This is a genomic window from Mesorhizobium sp. WSM3860 (assembly GCF_002294995.1).
GTDB lineage: Bacteria > Pseudomonadota > Alphaproteobacteria > Rhizobiales > Rhizobiaceae > Mesorhizobium.
Map to the genome: position 1 here is coordinate 115,734 of NZ_NSGF01000004.1, position 18,740 is coordinate 134,473.

The 18,740-nt window shown below is 64.1% G+C and carries 17 protein-coding genes and 1 tRNA gene; 4 read left to right on the top strand and 14 right to left on the bottom strand.

The window, feature by feature from the left end:
- The 11 genes from CK220_RS09420 to CK220_RS09470 all read right to left on the bottom strand — a co-directional run bounded on the left by CK220_RS09420 (position 1) and on the right by CK220_RS09470 (position 12,800).
- Entirely contained in the window at positions 1 to 762 is a 762-nt protein-coding gene (locus tag CK220_RS09420; protein ID WP_095811276.1) for a 3-ketoacyl-ACP reductase, read from the bottom strand.
- Positions 759 to 2,261 (bottom strand): GMC family oxidoreductase, encoded by a 1,503-nt coding sequence (locus CK220_RS09425; protein ID WP_095811277.1) that lies wholly within the window; start codon positions 2,259 to 2,261, stop codon positions 759 to 761. The genes CK220_RS09420 and CK220_RS09425 overlap by 4 nt, the downstream gene beginning before the upstream one ends.
- A 100-nt stretch (positions 2,262 to 2,361) precedes the next feature.
- Positions 2,362 to 3,477: an ABC transporter ATP-binding protein gene (locus CK220_RS09430; protein ID WP_067002551.1), complete on the bottom strand. Its 1,116-nt coding sequence runs from the start codon at positions 3,475 to 3,477 to the stop codon at positions 2,362 to 2,364.
- A gap of 23 nt (positions 3,478 to 3,500) precedes the next feature.
- The gene (locus CK220_RS09435; protein ID WP_095811278.1) at positions 3,501 to 4,445 is read right to left on the bottom strand and encodes a carbohydrate ABC transporter permease; all 945 of its coding nucleotides are present in this window, start codon (positions 4,443 to 4,445) and stop codon (positions 3,501 to 3,503) included.
- Positions 4,442 to 5,401, bottom strand: a complete 960-nt coding sequence (locus tag CK220_RS09440) for a sugar ABC transporter permease (RefSeq protein ID WP_095811279.1) — start codon at positions 5,399 to 5,401, stop codon at positions 4,442 to 4,444. The genes CK220_RS09435 and CK220_RS09440 overlap by 4 nt, the downstream gene beginning before the upstream one ends.
- 131 nt (positions 5,402 to 5,532) lie before the next feature.
- Positions 5,533 to 6,786 (bottom strand): ABC transporter substrate-binding protein, encoded by a 1,254-nt coding sequence (locus tag CK220_RS09445; RefSeq protein ID WP_095811280.1) that lies wholly within the window; start codon positions 6,784 to 6,786, stop codon positions 5,533 to 5,535.
- Between the two features lie 59 nt (positions 6,787 to 6,845).
- Positions 6,846 to 8,357 (bottom strand): aldehyde dehydrogenase family protein, encoded by a 1,512-nt coding sequence (locus CK220_RS09450; protein ID WP_095811281.1) that lies wholly within the window; start codon positions 8,355 to 8,357, stop codon positions 6,846 to 6,848.
- 10 nt (positions 8,358 to 8,367) lie between these two features.
- Entirely contained in the window at positions 8,368 to 9,144 is a 777-nt protein-coding gene (locus CK220_RS09455) for an enoyl-CoA hydratase/isomerase family protein (RefSeq protein WP_095811472.1), read from the bottom strand.
- On the bottom strand, positions 9,137 to 10,738 hold the full coding sequence (locus CK220_RS09460; protein WP_095811282.1) for an acyl CoA:acetate/3-ketoacid CoA transferase: 1,602 nt from the start codon (positions 10,736 to 10,738) through the stop codon (positions 9,137 to 9,139). The genes CK220_RS09455 and CK220_RS09460 overlap by 8 nt, the downstream gene beginning before the upstream one ends.
- Positions 10,735 to 11,751 (bottom strand): Gfo/Idh/MocA family oxidoreductase, encoded by a 1,017-nt coding sequence (locus CK220_RS09465; RefSeq protein WP_095811283.1) that lies wholly within the window; start codon positions 11,749 to 11,751, stop codon positions 10,735 to 10,737. Before CK220_RS09465 ends, CK220_RS09460 begins: the two co-directional genes overlap by 4 nt.
- On the bottom strand, positions 11,748 to 12,800 hold the full coding sequence (locus CK220_RS09470; protein ID WP_095811284.1) for a LacI family DNA-binding transcriptional regulator: 1,053 nt from the start codon (positions 12,798 to 12,800) through the stop codon (positions 11,748 to 11,750). Before CK220_RS09470 ends, CK220_RS09465 begins: the two co-directional genes overlap by 4 nt.
- Before the next feature lie 231 nt (positions 12,801 to 13,031).
- Here CK220_RS09470 and CK220_RS09475 point away from each other — a divergent pair, with 231 nt between their 5' ends.
- Both CK220_RS09475 and CK220_RS09480 read left to right on the top strand, forming a co-directional pair.
- Positions 13,032 to 14,183, top strand: coding sequence for a dihydrodipicolinate synthase family protein (locus CK220_RS09475; RefSeq protein WP_095811285.1), 1,152 nt, complete (start codon positions 13,032 to 13,034; stop codon positions 14,181 to 14,183).
- A 125-nt stretch (positions 14,184 to 14,308) separates the two neighbouring features.
- Positions 14,309 to 14,515: a hypothetical protein gene (locus tag CK220_RS09480; RefSeq protein ID WP_095811286.1), complete on the top strand. Its 207-nt coding sequence runs from the start codon at positions 14,309 to 14,311 to the stop codon at positions 14,513 to 14,515.
- Between the two features lie 94 nt (positions 14,516 to 14,609).
- On the opposite strand, the gene CK220_RS09485 is transcribed toward CK220_RS09480, so the two are convergent.
- Both CK220_RS09485 and CK220_RS09490 read right to left on the bottom strand, forming a co-directional pair.
- A tRNA-Val gene (locus CK220_RS09485) sits at positions 14,610 to 14,684 on the bottom strand.
- Between the two features lie 216 nt (positions 14,685 to 14,900).
- Positions 14,901 to 15,263 carry a response regulator gene (locus tag CK220_RS09490; RefSeq protein ID WP_006199474.1) on the bottom strand — a complete coding sequence of 121 codons (363 nt, stop codon included), beginning with the start codon at positions 15,261 to 15,263 and terminating at the stop codon, positions 14,901 to 14,903.
- 165 nt (positions 15,264 to 15,428) lie between these two features.
- On the opposite strand from CK220_RS09490, the gene CK220_RS09495 reads away from it, so the two are divergent.
- Together CK220_RS09495 and hisN are read left to right on the top strand one after the other, a co-directional pair.
- Positions 15,429 to 16,370 (top strand): N-formylglutamate amidohydrolase, encoded by a 942-nt coding sequence (locus CK220_RS09495; RefSeq protein WP_095811287.1) that lies wholly within the window; start codon positions 15,429 to 15,431, stop codon positions 16,368 to 16,370.
- 303 nt (positions 16,371 to 16,673) lie between these two features.
- Positions 16,674 to 17,447, top strand: coding sequence for a histidinol-phosphatase (hisN, locus tag CK220_RS09500; RefSeq protein WP_095811288.1), 774 nt, complete (start codon positions 16,674 to 16,676; stop codon positions 17,445 to 17,447).
- A 7-nt stretch (positions 17,448 to 17,454) separates the two neighbouring features.
- Here the strand turns inward: hisN and CK220_RS09505 are convergent, their stop codons facing one another.
- The gene (locus tag CK220_RS09505; protein ID WP_095811289.1) at positions 17,455 to 18,411 is read right to left on the bottom strand and encodes an alpha/beta hydrolase; all 957 of its coding nucleotides are present in this window, start codon (positions 18,409 to 18,411) and stop codon (positions 17,455 to 17,457) included.
- Between the last annotated feature and the right edge of the window lie 329 nt (positions 18,412 to 18,740).

Below are 18,740 nucleotides of genomic sequence, written 5' to 3' on the forward strand. Positions count from 1 at the left end.
TCACAGACGAGGCACGGAGAGCGCGCCGTCGACATCGATGACCGATCCGGTTGCAAAGCCGAATTTTCCGCTGGCAAGTGCGGCCACCACAGCGCCGATATCGGCGCCCTCGCCCCAGCGTTTGGCCGGCACCAGGCCGCCTTCGATCAGCGCGTCATATTTGGCGGATACGCCCGCCGTCATGTCGGTACGGATGATGCCCGGCCGCACCTCGAACACGCCGATGTTTTCCGGGGCGAGCCGCAGCGCCAGATTCTTCACCCACATCGAAAGCCCTGCCTTTGAGATGCAGTAGTCGGCGCGCTCCGGCGAAGCCATTGTCGCGCTGACCGAGGTGATGGTGACGATCGACCTCGCAAAGCTGGCGGGTGTCGCCAGCATCGCCTTGGCGACGGCCTGGCTGAGAAACACCGTGCCGCGCAGATTGATCGCGAGTGCACGATCGAAATTCTCCGGTTTGAGATCCAGGAGATCGCCGCGCACCATGGCGCCGACACCGGCATTGTTGACCAGGCAATCGATCCGGCCGAACGCGCGCATGCCGGCACCAATAAGCGTTGCGTGATCAGAATGGTTGGCGATATCGCAGCGATGGTAGGCGAATGCTGCACGACGCGACGTTATGTTCTGTATAAGCCGTTTGGTGGGGTCGTCGGCAAGATCGGCCACGAGGATGTCGAAGCCGGCATCGGCCAGCGCTTCGGCGCAGGCCAGCCCGATGCCGCGCGCGCCGCCGGTGACAATGGCCGCCGGGCGGGTCATGCCGCAAGCTCCGTCTTACGGATGTGATCGGCGACGCGCAGCGCCTGGGCGGCGATCGACAGCGCCGGATTGACCGCGGCCGAGGTCGGCAGGAAGCCGGCGTCCACGACGAACAGGTTCTTGTGGTCGTAAGCACGACAGAACGTATCGAGTGGCGCCATCGCCGGGTCGTTGCCCATGCGCACGGTGCCGCACTGGTGCGAGGGCGTGCGCTTGTCGAAGGGGCGCGACAATACGATCGGGTAACCGCAGGCGCGGAAGTTTTCGCGCATCACCTTGGTCAGGCCTTCCAGCGACTGCATGTTGGAGCGCCGCCACCGCATGACGATCTCCCTGCCGTCGATCATGATGCGGCTTTCAGGATCGGGCAGGTCCTCGCACATCAGGTACCAGTCGATGGCGTGGCCGGCCATGAAGTCCAGCGCGAATCTCGGCGCCAGCTTCACATTGGCCCGCAGCATGTTGCCGTCGATCTTGCCGAGCAGCTGCACATTGCCCAGCGGCTTGCCGCCCTTGCCGTCCGAGAGGTAGTAGTCGTTCAGCATCAGCGTCTTCTGGTAGACGGCGTCGTTGGGGCGGCGCGGGTTGATCGCCAGCATCGCGCTCGAATTGTGGTTCATGAAATTGCGGCCGACCTGGTCGGAACTGTTGGCGAGCCCTTTGCCGCTTGCCGAGGGCGAACGCAGCAGGATGGCGGCGGAGTTGATCGCGCCGGCCGAAAGGATGATCAGCTTCGGCGAGAGCGTCCTTTGCGCGCCGTTCTGCGTGTAATGAATGGCGGCAATCGATTTGCCGTCCCGCGAGGCCTCGAGCCAGTCGACATGGGCGCCGGTTTCGAGCCTGATGTTCTTGTCATCGAGCGCCGCCGCCAAAGGCCCGGTCTGGGCGTCGACCTTGCCCTGGCCGGTGTTCGGGAAAGCATCCCAGCCGGTCTTGCCCTCCTTCAGCCAGGCTTCGATGTCGACGCCGAGCGGCAGCGAGGCGGGATGCAGACCGAGGCCTTTGAGCTCGGCGCGGGCACGCGCGATCGGAGGTTCGTCGGGCACCGGCTTGAAGGCATAAGGGATCGAATGGAATGGCTCGGTCGGATCCTCGCCGAGCGTGCCGCGCACGCGGAAAAGCTGCTCGGCCTTCGAATACCAGGGTTCCAACTCGTCATAGGAAAACGGCCAGGCCGGCGAGACGCCGCCGAAATGCTCCAGCTCGGAGAAATCCTCCTTGCGGTAGCGGATCAGCACCGCGCCGAAGAATTTCGAGTTGCCGCCAACATAATAGTAGTTGCCGGGGTTGAACGCGCCGCCGCCGGCCTCGCGCCACATCTCCTTCGGCCGGTAATGCTCATCCACGAAGATCGAGCGCGTCGAGCGAGCATGCGGCGTCGTAGGCAGATGATCGCCCCGCTCCAGGATCAGGATCGAGGCGCCGCTGCCGGCCAAGCCGGAGGCGGTCGTGGCGCCGCCGATGCCGGAGCCGATGATGACGATATCCGGATTTGTCATTGTCTAAAGCGCGTCGTGTTTGAACTGACGGGAACGACGCGCTTTGGATCTTTGATGCATGTCGCTGCCCCAAACCGGATCCACTTTTGGGTGACATGCATCAGAGAATGCGCTTCTCGGTCGCCGGATCGAAGAACACCGCCTTGCTGAGGTTGAAGGCCAGCGGCGTGCTGGTGCCGGGCTGGATCCTGGCGTCGGCGCGCAGTCGTGCCACCACGCCCTTGCCGCCGAGATTGGTGACGGCGAACGTGTCCGATCCCGCCGGCTCGACCACTTCGATGTGGCAGTCGGCGGTGGCGATTTCGGAGCCGTTGCGTTCGGCGCCTTCTGGATCGGTCAGCGCTTCCGGACGCACGCCGAAGATGACCGGCTTGTCCTTGAAGGCCGCAAGGCCGGTCGGCGCGCCGGGCAGCGACAGCGTGATCGGCTGACGCGCCTCACGATCGAGCACGACGGAGAGCCCGCTGCCGTTGGCGCCGATCTTGGCCGGGATCAGGTTCATCGCCGGCGAGCCCATGAAGTCGGCGACGAACACATTGGTGGGGTTGTTGTAGACTTCGGCCGGCGTGCCGAACTGCTGCACCTCGCCGTCGCGCATGACGGCGATCTTGGTCGCCAGCGTCATCGCCTCGATCTGATCGTGGGTGACATAGACGATCGTCGTGCCGGTCGTGGCGTGCAAGCGCTTGATCTCGATGCGCATGTCCACGCGCAGCTTGGCGTCAAGATTGGAGAGCGGCTCATCGAACAGGAAGAGTTTTGGGTCGCGCACCAGCGCCCGGCCCATGGCGACGCGCTGCCGCTGGCCGCCGGAGAGCTGACTTGGCTTGCGGTTGAGCAGGTGACCGATCTGCAGGATCTTTGCCACTTTGTCGATCGCCGCCTGGCGCTCCGCCGCTGGCACGCCGCGCATCTCCATGCCGAAGGCGATGTTTCCGGCAACCGTCATGTTCGGATAGAGCGCGTAGCTCTGGAAGACCATGGCGATGTCGCGCTTCGAGGGATGCAGATCGTTGATCGCACGGCCGTCGACGCGGATCTGGCCCTCGGTGATGGTTTCCAGCCCGGCAATGGTGTTGAGCAGAGTGGACTTGCCGCAGCCGGACGGGCCGACCAGCACCAGGAAGCCGCCCTTTTCGAGCTCGACATCGATGCCCTTCAGGATCTCGACATTCCCGAAGCGCTTCTTCAGCCCATCAATTTCCAGAAAAGCCATGGTCGTTCCTTCAGAAAATAGGGTCAGCCCTTGACCGCGCCGGCCATCAGTCCGCGCACGAAATAGCGGCCGGCGACGACATAGACGATCAGGGTGGGCAACGCGGCAATCATCGCCGCGGCCATGTTGACGTTGTATTCGACGACGCCGGTCGAGGTGTTGACGACATTGTTGAGCGCCACCGTCATCGGCATCACGTCGCCGGTGCCGGCGTAAGCGGAAGCGAACAGGAAGTCGTTCCAGATGTTGGTGAACTGGTAGATGACGGTGACGACGAAGATCGGCATCGAGTTCGGCAGCATGATGCGGCGGAAGATCTGGAAGAAGGAGGCGCCGTCGACCTGCGCCGCCTTCACCAACTCGGTCGGGAAGGCCTCGTAATAATTGCGGAAGAACAGCGTGGTGAAGCCGAGGCCGTAGACCACATGGACGAAGACCAGGTTGACCGTCGAATTGCCGAGACCGAAGTTGAATCCCGTCGCGTTCTGCAGGCTGGCGCCGAAGCGGCCGATGCTGCCGAGGATGGTCGCCATCGGCAACAGCACCGACTGGAACGGAATGAAGCAGGCAAACAGCATCATCGCGAAGACCAGCGTGTGGCCGCGGAAGCGCCATTTGGTCAGCACATAGCCGTTGAGCGCGCCGAGCAGCGTCGAGATCAGCACCGCCGGCACCACCATCTTGATGGAGTTCCAGAAGTAGCCCTTGATGCCGGCGCAAGTCAGGCCGACGCAGGTCTCGCCCCAGGCCTTGAACCATGGCGCGATCGTCGGCGACTGCGGCAGCGCCAGCATGTTGCCGTTCTGGATCTCGTCCATGGTCTTGAAGGAGGTGACCAGCATGACGAAGAGCGGCATCAGGTAAAACAGCGCGAACAGCGCGAGCAGCCCGTAGATGACGATGCGGTTGATCGTCCTGGCGCTGACGCCGCTCGAAGCCTGGCGGGCCGGTGAGGTGACGGCGCTCATCGCGGCTTCTCCCTGAGCTCGGAATAGAGGTAAGGCACGATGATCGCGGTCAGCGTCATCAGCATGATCACCGCGCTCGCCGAGCCGACCGCCATCTCGTTGCGCTTGAAGGTGAACTCGTACATGAAGTTCGACGGCAGCCAGGCCGAGCCGCCCGGTCCGCCGCTGGTCAGCGCCACGACAAGGTCATAGGACTTGATGGCCAGATGCGCGAGCACGATGAAAGCCGACAGGAAGACGGGCCTGAGCAGGGGAATGACGATGCGGCGGTAGAGCTGGAAGGTGGTCGCGCCGTCGATCTGCGCGGCCTTCATGATCTCGCCGTCGATGCCGCGAAGCCCGGCCAGGAACATCGCCATGATGAAGCCGGAAGCCTGCCAGACGCCGGCGATCACCACCGTGTAGATGACGAAATCCTTGTTCTTGATCCAGTCGAAATGGAAGCTCGTCCAGCCCCATTGATGCAGCGTCTGCTCGAGACCGAGGCCGGGGTCGAGGAACCATTTCCAGGCGACGCCGGTGACGATGAAGGAGAGCGCCATCGGGTAGAGGTAGATCGGCCGCAGCACGCCTTCGCCGCGGATCTTCTGGTCGAGCAGGATGGCCAGGAACAGGCCGAGCGCCAGGCAGATCAGGATGTAGAGGAAGCCGAAAATACCCATGTTGGTGATCGAGGTGTACCAGCTTGACGGCGGGTCGCTCTCGAAGGTCCAGCGCCACAGCCGTTGATAGGCGCGGGCGCCGGTGATGTCGTAGGACGGGAAGGTCTTGGAGTTGGTGAACGACAGATAGATCGTCCATAGGATGAAGCCATAGACGAAGATGATCGTCGCCGCGAAACTCGGCGCCAGGACGATCTTGGGCAAAAGGTCCTGCAATCGCGAGCGGACGGTCGCGCCAGGGCGGGCGTCGTGCTCCGGTGTCAGCTTGATTTGGGTTTCGGCGACTGTGCTCATCGGCTTATCCAGTACCGGTTATTGGGACCCGGCCGGCGTGCTGCGCACGCCAGGCAGCGATTCCGGATATTATCTCGACAGGAGGCCTCCCCCGCCGAAGCGGGGGAGACTCGGGGTTACGGCAATACGCCTTACTTGGCGTCGTCGATGGCCTTGACCAGTTCGGTCACGGCTTCGTCCGAGGTCTTGATCTGACCATGGACGAACTTCGAGATGACGTCCTTGTAGGCGTTGGCGACAGCCGGAGGCGCACCGTAGCCCTGGGCCAGCGAGCCGAACAGCTTGCCGCCTTCGTTAGCGGCCTTAAGGTCGGCGATGCCCTTCTTGCCGCAAGCATCGAAGTCGGTGTCCGGCACGTCGGTACGGGCGGGGACCGAGCCCTTCACGACATTGAAAGCCGACTGGAAGCTCTTCGACAGGGTGGCGGTGGCCAGAGCGACCTGCGCGGCCTTGCGGTCGTCCGGAACGTTGAACATGCCGAACATATCGGAGTTGTAGATCACCGAGCCGTCGGTGCCGGGGAAGCGGTAGCAGAGGAAGTCCGTGCCCGGGGTCTTGTTGGCGGCGTGGAACTCGCCCTTGGCCCAGTCGCCCATGACCTGAACCAGCGCGTCGCCCTTGATGACCATGGCGGTGGCGAGGTTCCAGTCGCGGCCCGAGAAGTTCGGGTCGACATAGGTGACGAGCTTGGCGAGGTTGTCGAACGACTTCTTCATCGTGTCGGACTTGAGCGACTCCTCATCGAGGTCGTTCATCGCCTTCTTGTAGAATTCCGGTCCGCCGGTCGACAGGACGACGGAGTCGAACATGGTGGCTTCCTGCCAGTTCTGGCCGCCGAGCGCGAGCGGGATGACGCCCGCGGCCTTGGCCTTGTCGAGCAACGCCACGAAGTCGTCGAAGGTTTTCGGCTCGGTGCCGCCGATCTTGTCCATCACGGCCTTGTTGATCCACAGCCAGTTGACCGAGTGGACGTTGACCGGGGCCGCGACCCACTTGCCGTCATAGACGGAGAATTTCTGCAGGGCGGCCGGAACCGACTTGTCCCAGCCTTCCTTCTTGGCGGTCTCGGTGAGGTCGCCCATGACGCCGGCGGCGGCATAGTCGAGCACGGTGTAGCCCAGCATCTGCGAGGCAGTCGGATAGTTGCCGGCCGCGACCATCGCCTTCAGAGCGGTCATGGCGGCGTCGCCGCCACCACCGGCCACCGGCACGTCCTTCCAGGCATAGCCTTCCTTGGCCAGATCCTGCTTCAGCACGTTCAGAGCAGCCGCTTCGCCGCCCGACGTCCACCAATGCAGCATCTGCACTTCCTTGACGTCCGCGGCATGCGCCGAGAACGCAAAGCTCGTCGCAAGAGCCGTTCCGATAAGCAGTTTGCGCAACATGTACTACCTCCCTTGTTGCATTCACATAACCGGCGGGGTGGCCGCCGGGGTCTCCCAACTCAGCCGACCCACCATCCGGTGCGCTGGCCGCGATGAAACTGGATTGTCTTTTCCTCGGTATAGTCCTCGACGGCGCGTTTGCCGAGTTCGCGTCCGAGACCGGACTGCTTGTAGCCGCCGAAGGGCAGTTCGGGATAACCTTCCATGAACGTATTCACCCAAACCGTCCCCGAACGCACACCGCGCGCCACCGACATGCATGTGTCGATGCTGGCGCTCCACACTCCCGCAGACAAACCATAGGGCGTGTTGTTGGCGATGTGCAATGCCTTTTCAATCGTTTCAAAAGTGAGCACGGACAGCACCGGCCCGAAGACTTCCTCGCGCGCGATTTCCATGTCCTCGGTGACGTTGCCGACAATGGTCGGATCGAGATACTGGCCGGCGTTGGAGGCGAGCTGTCCGCCGCCGCTGAAGACGCTGCCGCCGCCGTTTTTGGCCGCCGTCACATAGCCGGCTACCTTTGCCATGTGGTCGGCCGAGATCATCGCGCCGACCTTGGTGCGGTCGTCAAGCGGATCGCCGACTTTCACTCTCTCGGCCAGCGCCTTGACCGCGCCGAGAAAGTCGTCCGCGACCGCCTCATGCACGATCAGCCGACTGCCGGCATTGCAGCATTCGCCGGCGTTGAAGAAGCCGCCGAAGACTGCGGCATCCGCCGCCGCTTCGAGATCGGCGTCGGGGAAGACGATCTGGCCGTTCTTGCCGCCGAGCTCCATCGACACCTTCTTCAGCGAACTGGACGCCGCCGCCATAGTCATCTTGCCGACGCGGGTCGAGCCAGTGAAGGACACCATCTCAACCAGCGGATGGCCGACCATCGGCGCGCCGACATCGCTACCCAAGCCAGCGAGGATGTTGACGACGCCCGCCGGCAGGCCGGCCTCGAGCAGGACATCGCCGAGCACGAAGGTCGAGGCCGAGGTCATCTCGCTCGGCTTGACCACGGCAGTGCAGCCGGCGGCGAGCGCGAAGGGCAGTTTCTGGCTGACGATCAGGAAGGGAAAATTCCAGGGCGTGATGATCGAGACGACGCCGATCGGCTCGCGCAGCACCACGCCCAGCATGTCATCGCCGAGATTGGCGTAGCTCTCGCCATGGAGCGTGCGAGCAAGCGAAGCGGCATAGCGCCAGATGTCGACGGCGCCGCCGATCTCGCCGCGCGCCTGCGCGATCGGCTTGCCGGATTCGAGCGCGTCGAGCCTGGCAATCTCTTCCAGCCGGCTCTCGATCAGGTCGGCCGCCTTGAGCAGCACCGCTGCGCGTTCCGACGCCTTCATGCGCGGCCACGCGCCGGCCTCGAAGGCCTTGTGCGCGGACTGCACCGCAGCGTCGACTTCCGCAGCGCCGGCCTGGGCGTAACGCGACACGGCAAAGCCATGGCCAGGGCTGCTGCGCTCGATGGTGCGGCCGTCGCGGGCTTCGACGTGCTTGCCGTCGATCAAAAGCTTGTAGGCTTTCGGCGCCGCCGACGCCTCGGCCGGCATGGAGATGTTGAGGGGTGCGTTCATCGTATCTTCTCTAGGATCTCGAAAAGGCGGGCTTCTGCTTGGCCTTGAAAGCACCGACGCCGGCCTTCAGGTCGCCGGTCAGCGCAATGAAGCCGCTGGCGAGCGCTTCCGTAGCTGCCGCGTCTTCCTCGCCTTCGGCAATACCGATCATCAGCTTGGCGGCCTCGGTTGCGAGCGGACCACGCTCGGCGATCCTTTCAGCCCAGGCCCTGGCTTCGTCGAACGCTTTGCCGGTGTCGACAACGCGGTCGACGACGCCGAGCGCAAGCGCCTCGCCCGCCACCAGGACTTCGCCCCCTATTGCCATGCGCCGCACCGTTTGCGCGCCGAAGCGGCGCACGGCGCGCTGCGTTCCGGACCAGCCGGGCACGACGCCGATCGAGGTTTCGGGAAAGCCGAGCTTGATCTGGGTTTCCGCGACGCGAAAATCGCAGGCGGCGGCCAATTCCAATCCTCCGCCAAGCGCATGGCCGGACAGAACTGCGATGGTCGGCTGCCGCAGGCGCGCCAGCCGGTCGAAGACGCGGTGGCCGTAGCGCACCCATTGAACCTGGAAATCGGCGGCGCTCAACTGTGCCCAGGCCTCGACGTCGCCGCCGGCGCAGAAACCCTTGCCTTCGCCGCGAATGAGCACGACGCGGACACCCTCGGCCAGCTCGGCCTTGTCGAGTGCGGCTTCGAGCGCGCGCAGCATCGGAATGTCGAGCGCGTTGAACTTTTCCGGCCGCCGCAGCGTGACGATACCGATCGCGCCGTCCTGCTCGAAGGTGACGAGGCGCTCAGCCATGCGCGCCTCCAAGCGAAGCGCCGCCGTTGAGCGACAGGCCGATCGGCCCATCCTGATAGAGCGACGCGGGCGTGATCTTGAGGTCGTTTGCGACGGCGAGCGGAATGTCGGCCTGCGCCAGGACATCGCGTTCGAGATCGACGCCGGGCGCCAGCTCGGTCACCATCAACCCGTCCGGGGTCAGCTTCATCACACAGCGTTCGGTGACATAGGTGATGTCCTGGCCTTGCGCGACGGCGCGCTTGCCCGAGAAGGAGATATGCTCGACCTCCTCGACAATCTTTTTCACCTTGCCTTCCTGGTCGATGCGGATGGCGCTGTTCGCCAGCGAGAGCTTGGCGCCGGCATTGAAGAAGCCGGAGAAGACGATCTTCTTCGCTCGCGCGGTGATGTCGACGAAACCGCCGGCGCCGGCCGTCACATGCGGTCGCGCCGAAAGCTTCGACACGTTGACCGAGCCGTGGCGGTCGATCTGCAGGAAGGACAGAAGCGAGGCGTCAAAGCCGCCGGCCTGGAAATAGATGAACTGGTGCGGCGAGGGCATGATCGCCTCGGCGTTGGAGGCGCAGCCGAATTTGAAGTCGAGCAGCGGCACGCCACCGACGGCGCCCTGTTCGATCACCCAGGTGACCTTGCCGTGCTGGCCTTCCTCGAGAAGAATGCGCGGCACGTTGGCGGAGATGCCGAAGCCGATATTGACGGCCATGCCGTCGCGCAACTCCATGGCGACGCGGCGCGCGATCACCTTCTGGATGTTCATCTCCGGCGTGCGGAAGGTGGAGAGCGGCCGGAAGATCTCGCCCGAGATCGCCGGGTCGTAAGGCGTCTGCGTGGTCTGCAGTTGATCGGGCGCGACCACGATATGGTCGACCAAGACGCCGGGCACACGCACATCGTGCGGCTTGAGCGTGCCGTTCTCGACGATGCGCTTCACCTGCGCAATGACGATGCCGCCATTGTTGCGGGCAGCCAATGCCTGTTCGAGACCGCCGAGATAGGCGCCTTCATGCTCGTAGGTGAGATTGCCGCGCTCGTCGGCGGAGGTGGCGCGGATGATCGAGACGTTGGGGACGATGGCGCGGAAATAGAGCCATTCCTCGCCGTCGAACTGCTGCACCGAGACGATCGGCTCGCTGGCCGCCGCGTTCATGGCGCAGCCCTGGTGGCGCGGGTCGGCGAAGGTGTCGAGGCCGACCTTGGTCAGCACGCCGGGACGCTTGGCGGCCGCCTCGCGATGCATGTCGAACAGGATGCCGGAGGGTACGTTGTACGCAGCGACCGAATTGTCGCCGATCATCTGCCAGATCCGCGGCGGCTCGGCGGAGGAGGGGCCGGACGGATAAGAGCCGCAGAGCGTGCGCTTGAGCAGGCCAGGCTTGGCGAGATGGTCGATGCCCTTGATGCCGTACATGTCGCCGGCGGCGATCGGGTGCAGCGTGGTGATCGCTCTCGGATGCCCTTCCGCATCGAAGCGCTCGCCGATCGCGGCAAGCACGGCGTCGGGGCAGCCGAGGCCGCTCGAGGACGACACAGAGACAACCATGCCGTCCTTGATCAGGCTGGCGGCATGCGCTGCCGTGACGAGCTTGCTCACGCGAGGCTCCCGAGTTGCGGATCGATGATCACGGCCTTGCCGGTCTTCGAGGATTGCAGTGCTGCTTCGGCGGATGCCAGCGACCAGATCCCGTCCTGGCCGGTGGCCGAAGGCTGGCCTTCGCCGCGGATCGCAGCATGGAACTGGCGCAGCGAGCGGGTGTAGAGGTCCTCGCGATCGAAGCTCAGTTCCTCCTCGCCGTTTGCAGTGCGCAGCAGCACCGAGCCGATCGGCTTCTGCGTCATCACATTTCTGGCGATCAGCGAGCCCTCCGACCCATGCACCTCGAAGCCGATGCCGGCGAATTTGGTCGTGAAGCCTTCATGCGATTGCGCAACGACGCCGGACTTGAAGCGCCAGATGCACATCGCGCCGTCCTCCAGCCCGCCGCCGGCCATGCCGGCCGACTGTGTGAAGGCCGAGATCTCGACCGGATCGTCGCCGAGCACGAAGCGCAGCGTGTCGGCATCATGCACCGTGATGTCGAGCACCACGCCGCCGCCGGCCTCGGGCCTGGTGATGCGCCAGCCCTGCAGGCTTTCGGGCAGGTAGACGGAATGGAACACACGCGCGGCGATTGGCTTGCCGATACGGCCGGTTGCGACCGCCTCGCGCATCGCCCGATGCGCGCCGGCATTGCGCAGATGATGGTTGGTGCCGAACACGATGCCGGCTTTCCTGGCCGCCGCAACCATCTTGCGCGCATCGGCGCTGGTCAGCGCCAGCGGCTTTTCGCAGAGCACATGCTTGCCGGCCTTGATGGCGGCCAGCCCCTGTTCGAGATGCAGCTCATTGGTGGTGGAGATGTAGACGGCGTCAATGTCCGAGCCAAGCAGCGCATCGAGCGTCGAGACGGCTTGAGGAATGCCGTTTTCCTTGGCGTAGGCCTGAGCCCGCTCTGCGCTGGAGCTCATCACCGCGGCAACCTCACCGTCGGCCTGCGCGCGAATGGCGTTGATCATGAACTGCCTGGCGATCGTGCTTGCGCCGATCAGGCCCCATCTCACGCTCATGCGGCATCTCCCATTCCACTGCCGCGTGCGCTGCGGCTCGGCCCGCAGCTTTCCCTAACGACGAGGCTGACCGCGCCGATATGGTCCTCGGCGCGCGTCGTGCGCGACTGGATCATCTTCAGCATGACGTGGGCGGCGCGCTCGCCAAGGCCTGGGGTGTCGACGGCGACGCTGGTCAGCGCCGGCATGTAGTGCTCGGCTTCGGCCACGTCGTCGAAACCGACCACGGCGAAGTCGGCTCCGGCCTCTAGGCCGCGCTTGCGCAGCGCGAGCATGACGCCGAAAGCGACGGCGTCGTTGAAGCAAAGGGCGGCTGTCGGCGGCTCGGCGGCCGCAAGCGCGGTCTCCAGGCAGGCCATGCCGCCTCTGCGGCTGGTCTCGCCTTCGACAATCGTTCGGTTGGCGGCCGGGATGCCAAGCGCCTCGCATGCCTCGATGAAGCCGCCAAGCCTGTCGTGATAGACCACGAGGTCGGACGAACCGCCAAAGAAAGCCAGCCGGCGGTGGCCTTTGCCGATCAGATGCTGGGTGGCGAGATAGGCGCCGCGATGGTTGTCGGGCGCGATCGCCGGGATGCGGCTCTCAGGCAGGCGGCGCATGGCGAAGACGACCGGCACGCCGGCAGCCTCGATGCGGCGGAAGGCGCCGGGGGTGGTGCCGCGCGCCGGCGAGACGATCAGACCGGCGACGCCCTGTTCCAACAGCGACTTCAGCACCTCTTCCTGGCGGACCGGATTTTCCGCGGTGTTGGCGATGAAGGGCACGATGCCGGCGGCCTGGAAGACGCGCTCCATGCCGACCGCCAGCTCGGCGAAAAAGGGATTGGTGAGATCGTTGATCACCATGCCGATGACGTTGGAATGCGCCTTGCGCAGGTTGGCGGCGCCGCGGTTGTAGACATAGCCGACATCCTCGATCGCCTTGCGGACCTTGACCGCGGTCTCAGGCCGGATCAGCCCGCTGCCTTGCAGCACGAGCGATACCGTCGATTTGGACACGCCGGCCTCGCGGGCGATATCCAGGATCGTCGCCTTGGCCCGGCTGGCCATATCCGTGCTTTCCTCCGCTTTCGGCGTTAAAATTTATTGGAACGTTCTAAACACTGCCTCAAACCGGAGTCAACCGGGATTCACATGGATTTCGAAAAATTGATCGCTAAGCCGAAAACGCATGGGCTCTAGGCCGCTACGCTGCGTTGGATCGCTTCAGCCGCAAGGATCATAAAGGTTCTTGATTTATTGGAACGTTCCATCTATAGGCTGCCGCAAAGGGAGAGTTCGATGGACATCATTCTGCCTGCGGAGAATGGCGATCGCGTCAGCTATCGGCCGGTCGGCCAACCGGCGCAGCCCATCGGCGCCGATTTCCCGCGCGTCGCCTATGCCGCCGCCCATGTCGTCGCCAACCCCATCGCCATGACCGATCCCTGGTCGCGGCCGGCGGTCGACTGGGACAAGACGATGGCGTTTCGTCATCATCTGTGGCGACTCGGCTTCCGCATCGCCGAGGCGATGGACACCTCGCAGCGCGGCATGGGTTTCGACTGGGCGAGCGCGAAAGAACTGATCCGGCGCTCGATCGCCGAGGCGCGCACGGTGAAAGGCGCCGATCTCGCTTCCGGCGCCGGCACCGACCATTTGGCGCCGGCCGCGGCAAAGTCGCTGGACGACGTGATCCATGCCTATGAGCAGCAGTTCGCCTTCATCGAAGGCGAGGGCAGCAAGGCGATCATGATGGCAAGCCGCGCGCTGGCGGCCGTGGCCAAAGGCCCGGACGACTATGCCCGCGTCTACGACCGCATCCTCAGCCAAGCCTCCGGCAAGGTGATCCTGCACTGGCTGGGCGACATGTTCGATCCGGCGCTCAAGGGCTATTGGGGCAGCAATGATTTCGAGACGGCCTTGGACACCGTGGTCTCCATCATCGAGCGGCACGCCGACAAGGTCGAGGGCATAAAGATATCGCTGCTCGACGCCGGCAAGGAGGTGCTGTTGCGCGACCGCCTGCCTGAAGGCGTGCTGATGTTCACGGGTGACGATTTCAACTATCCGGAGCTGATCGCGGGCGACGGCAAGAGGCACTCGCATGCACTGCTCGGCATCTTCGACGCCATCGCCCCGGTGGCCAACGCTGCGTTGGCCAGGCTCGCCGAGGGCGACCGGGCCGGCTATGACGCGCTGATGGCGCCCACCGTGCCGCTGTCGCGCAAGATCTTCGAAGCCCCGACGGAATATTACAAGGCAGGCATCGTCTTCATGGCCTGGCTGAATGGCCACCAGGATCATTTCACCATGATCGGCGGCATGCAGTCGGCACGCGGCATATGTCACTACGCCGACGTCTTTCGTCTCGCCGATCAGGCGGGATTGCTGGCCGATCCTGAGCGCGCCGTCGCCAGGATGAAAGCCCTCTGCGCCGTCGCGGGCGTGTGAGAGGGGATACGCCTCTCGCTTCCCCTGCCGCTGGCGAGCGGCAAAAATTTTTCCGCTCCTTTGAACCGAGCCGTGACGAAGCGCGACCAAGCGCCGCGTAGAAACGAGTTCACAAGGAGAAACACATGTCTATCGTTTCAAGAAACGTCTTTTTCGCAGCCATCGCCGTTTCTGTTCTGGCCGGCTGCAAGACGACCAGCAGAGACTGCGACAACATCAAGCCGAACATTACGCACAACGCCAAATGCTGCGGCATCGGCGACGCGCCGTGCCGTGAAGGCAAGGGCGGCGGCGGCAATCCCGGTCATTCGCCCGATCCGACGCCGCAATGAAAGTAGGGGGCAATAAGGGAGCGGGGCGGTAGGGGGAATGAAGTCGCGGAGCAGCGGCAAAGCCCTACCGCCTTACTCTCTAGATCTGGCTGGATGGTGGGCGTGACAAGGATTGAACTTGTGACCCCTGCAATGTCAATGCAGTGCTCTCCCGCTGAGCTACACGCCCATCCGAAGCCGCGCATACACCATTTTTGGTCCGGCGCGTCAATAGCAGGTACAAGAAAAGAAAGCTCCGTTTTGCCGCAGCGGCGGGAAGCGCCGATGCCTGAAGCGCGTCGCGTCGAAACGGATTCGAGTGACGCGCTTAGATCTTTGTTTGGTGGATGTCGTCTGCCCAAACCGCTGTGCCGTTTTGGGCGAGATGCGTCGGTCGGAAAAACCCTCAGGCCGCCTGAAGCATCTTCTCGACCTCGTTGACGAGGTCGCGCAGATGGAACGGCTTCGACAGCACCTTGGCGTCCTTGGGCGCCTTGGAATCCGGATTGAGCGCGACGGCGGCGAAGCCGGTGATGAACATGACCTTGAGGTCAGGATCGATCTCGGTGGCGCGGCGGGCAAGCTCGATGCCGTCCATCTCCGGCATGACGATGTCGGTCAGAAGCAGTGAAAAAGGCTCCTCGCGCAGCCGCTCATAGGCGCTGGCGCCATTGTCGAAATCGCTCACCTGGTAGCCGGCGCGCTCCAGCGCCTTGACGAGGAACCGGCGCATATCGTCGTCGTCTTCCGCCAGCAGAATGCGTGCCATCTTTTCCCGTCCGAATCACCCGCCCCAAGCCTGCCGCCGGGCAAGGCCGTTAACCATCCTGTATATGAGGAGGAGACGGTAAACATCAAGTGAACGTTGGCCTAGTCGCGACCACTTCGACTGTGCGTTTCGCGGGGCCGAAATGCTGGACATGCCGGGCGCAAGATGGCAGTTTCGCATCATGACGCAGTGCTTCGTCCTGGTTCGTTCAAATTGAAGACGGCAGCCGAGGATTTTTTGGGCGTACCACCCTTCGAAATCCGATCGGGCGCCCAGCAACGCGTACCCTTCTTGTTCAACTCGCCGCATAGCGGCCGCCATTATCCCGAGCGCTTCCTGGCTATGTCGCGGCTCGACCGCAACGCCATACGCCGGTCGGAGGATTGCTATGTCGATGAGCTGTTCGGCGGCGCCGTCGCGCTCGGCTCGCCGATGCTGGCGGCAAATTTTCCGCGCGCCTATCTCGACGTCAACCGCGAACCGTGGGAGCTCGATCCGCGCATGTTCGCGGAGCCGGTGCCGTCCTTCTGCAATATCCGGTCGGCCCGCGTCGCGGGCGGGCTGGGCACCGTGCCGAAGCTGGTGGGGGAGGGGCTCGACATCTATCCCGGGCGTCTGCCGCTCTCCGAGGCCGTGGGACGTATAGAGGCCGTCTACAAGCCCTATCACGAGACGCTGAAGCGGCTGCTGACCAGAACTCATGCCCGCTTCGGCTATGCCGTGCTGATCGACTGCCATTCGATGCCGGCCAGCGTCCGGGTCGGCGACAACGGCGCGCGGCCGGATTTCATCATCGGCGACCGCTTCGGCATTTCCGCCACCGCGGCTCTGACCGAGAGGGCGATCGGCTTGCTCACCGGAATGGGCTACGCTGTCGCGCATAACAAGCCTTATGCCGGCGGCTTCATAACCGAGCATTACGGGCGGCCGGCGCGCCATCTCCACGCGCTGCAGATCGAGGTCAATCGCGGGCTTTACATGAACGAGCGGACATTCCAGAAATCAGCCGGCTTCGACGCTTTAGCCGACGACCTGACGCGGTTTTCGGCGGAACTGATGTCGATGCCCGGCCATCATTTCCTCGACCTGCCGCTCGCCGCCGAATGACTACGGCGCGGCGCTCCGCGGCTCAAAAAAAGACCGCATCGTTTTCACGACACGGTCGAAGTCTAGGGAGGAAACGCCCAAGGAGGGCATGGACAGGATAAGCTGTCCGAGAACAAAAGTATTGTGCGATGCACAAATGTCAATCGACTTCAGGCTTTTTTAATTCAATATGATGTGCAAATTCGGTTTCGGCGCCTGACGTGTGACTTTGAGGCAACAGGCGAGGGCGCCTGACCCGGTTGCACGCTCCGGTCCGGCAGAAGACAGCGGCTGCCGGATGGTTGCCGCGACGGGGAGAGTGAGTTGGATATCAGCATCGACTTCATGCGGCGCATCGCGCGTGCCGCCGCCGCCGAGACCTTGCCGCGCTTCCGCAGCCAGGCCGCGGTCGCCAACAAGCTGGCGGAGAGTTTCGATCCGGTGACGGAGGCCGATCGCGAGGCCGAGCGGGCGATCCGGGCGCTTATTTCAACGGAATACCCCGACCACGGCATCCTCGGCGAGGAGCATGGCAGCGAGAACATTTCGAGCCGGCATGTCTGGGTCATCGACCCGATCGACGGCACACGCGCCTTCATTTCCGGCCTGCCGGTCTGGGGAACGCTGGTCGGACTGACGGTCGACGGCGATGCTGTCGCCGGCCTGATGTCGCAGCCTTTCACCGGCGAACTGTTCTATGCCAATGCCACCGGCTCGCATTACGAAGGCCCGGGCGGCCCGCGCAAGCTCGCGACTCGCAAGACGAAGGAGCTTTCGCAAGCGACCCTGTTCACCACCACGCCGGCGCTGTTCAAGGGCGCGGCGCGCAATCGCTACGACGAGTTCGAGAAACAGGTGCAACTCGCCCGCTACGGCACCGACTGCTACGCCTTCGCCATGGTGGCGGCGGGCAGCGTCGATATCGTCGCCGATCCGGGGTTGAAGCCTTACGACATCGTGGCGCTGATCCCGATCATCGAAAAGGCAGGCGGCGTCGTCACCACTTTCGACGGCGGGCCGGCGGAAAACGGCGGCGACATAGTGGCGGCGGCGACGCCGGAATTGCACGCCGCGGCAATGGCGGCGCTGCGCGGCTGATCCGTGATCAGGTAGCGTCGCCGCTGCCCGGAACAAAGGCATCGAAGGCCGCCAGGAGCTGCTCGCGAAAGAGATCCTTCTCCTGCAGGATCTCATGATGCGCGCCGTCGATGATCAACAGCGAGCCGACGCGCAGCCGCCGGGCATAAGTTTCCACCGCCTTGGTCGAGACGACCTGGTCGGCGCCGGCGGCGACGATCAGCATCGGCACCTGGATCCTTGCCATGAAATCGGGGTCGCTGACCGCCTCGGCGGCTGCGGCTGCGGCCTTGAGCCAGCGGATGGTCGGACCACCGAGACCCAGCTGAGGCCAAGCCCTGTAAATGTCGGTATTGCGCCGGTAGCGCTCCGGGTCGGACGTCACCTTGTTCATTTCGAAGGGCGTCGGCAATTTCGGACGCGGCCCCCAGGCGGCATAGAGGCGGCCGAGGCCCAGCGCGCAAAACACCGCGCAGACGCGACGTATGGTGGTGATCGAAACCCGCAAGTCGGGCACGGCCAGGAAAGGCGCGATCAGCACCATGCGCCGCACCCGGTTGACCATCGACGGCGAGGCAAGCAGCGCGATCACCGCTCCCGTCGAATGGGCGAGAATGTAATAGGGGCCGCGGCAATCGGGCAGCACGATCTCCTCGAAGAACTGTTCGAGGTCACGGGTGTAGTCGCGGAAGCTGCGGACATAGCCGCGCTGCCGGTCGCGCAGCAGGCGGCTGGAATCGCCCTGGCCGCGCCAGTCGAGAGTGGCGACGCCGAAGCCGCGGTCGGCGAGATCGCGGATGGTCTCGAAATATTTCTCGATGCACTCGTTGCGGCCGGTCAGGAGCACCACCGTGCCCTGCAGCGGGCGAGCAACGGCGGCAAAAACGCCATAGCGGATCTTCCTGCCGTCGCGGGTGGTGAAGAAGCCGCCGGCAGCGTTCTGCGGCGGCGGGTTGCCCTCAGTCAGATAGAAAAGATCCGTCATTCGGCGCTTCGTTGATTGCTTTCTTGCCCGAGCAGGCCAGGCGTCGCCACGGTGATAGACGGCCATGCGCCAAAAGCAAAGGGTTGCGGGATTCGCGCGCTTCCGCGAAACGGGAAGGCCGGAAGCGCCTGCGGCGCGCTTCCGGCCTCTGTCGATCCGGGAGGAAGGGACGTTGCACCCGGTTCGGCCTCGTCGCGGCGCACCCGATCGAGGCGCCGCATGTCCGTATTGTTGACAGCCTAGCGAGCCCAGGCTGAACGGATGCCGAAGCCTCGGTTCATCTGGCGTTCATCGAGCGAAAAAATCGCAGGGCAAGTTGATGCGCGAAG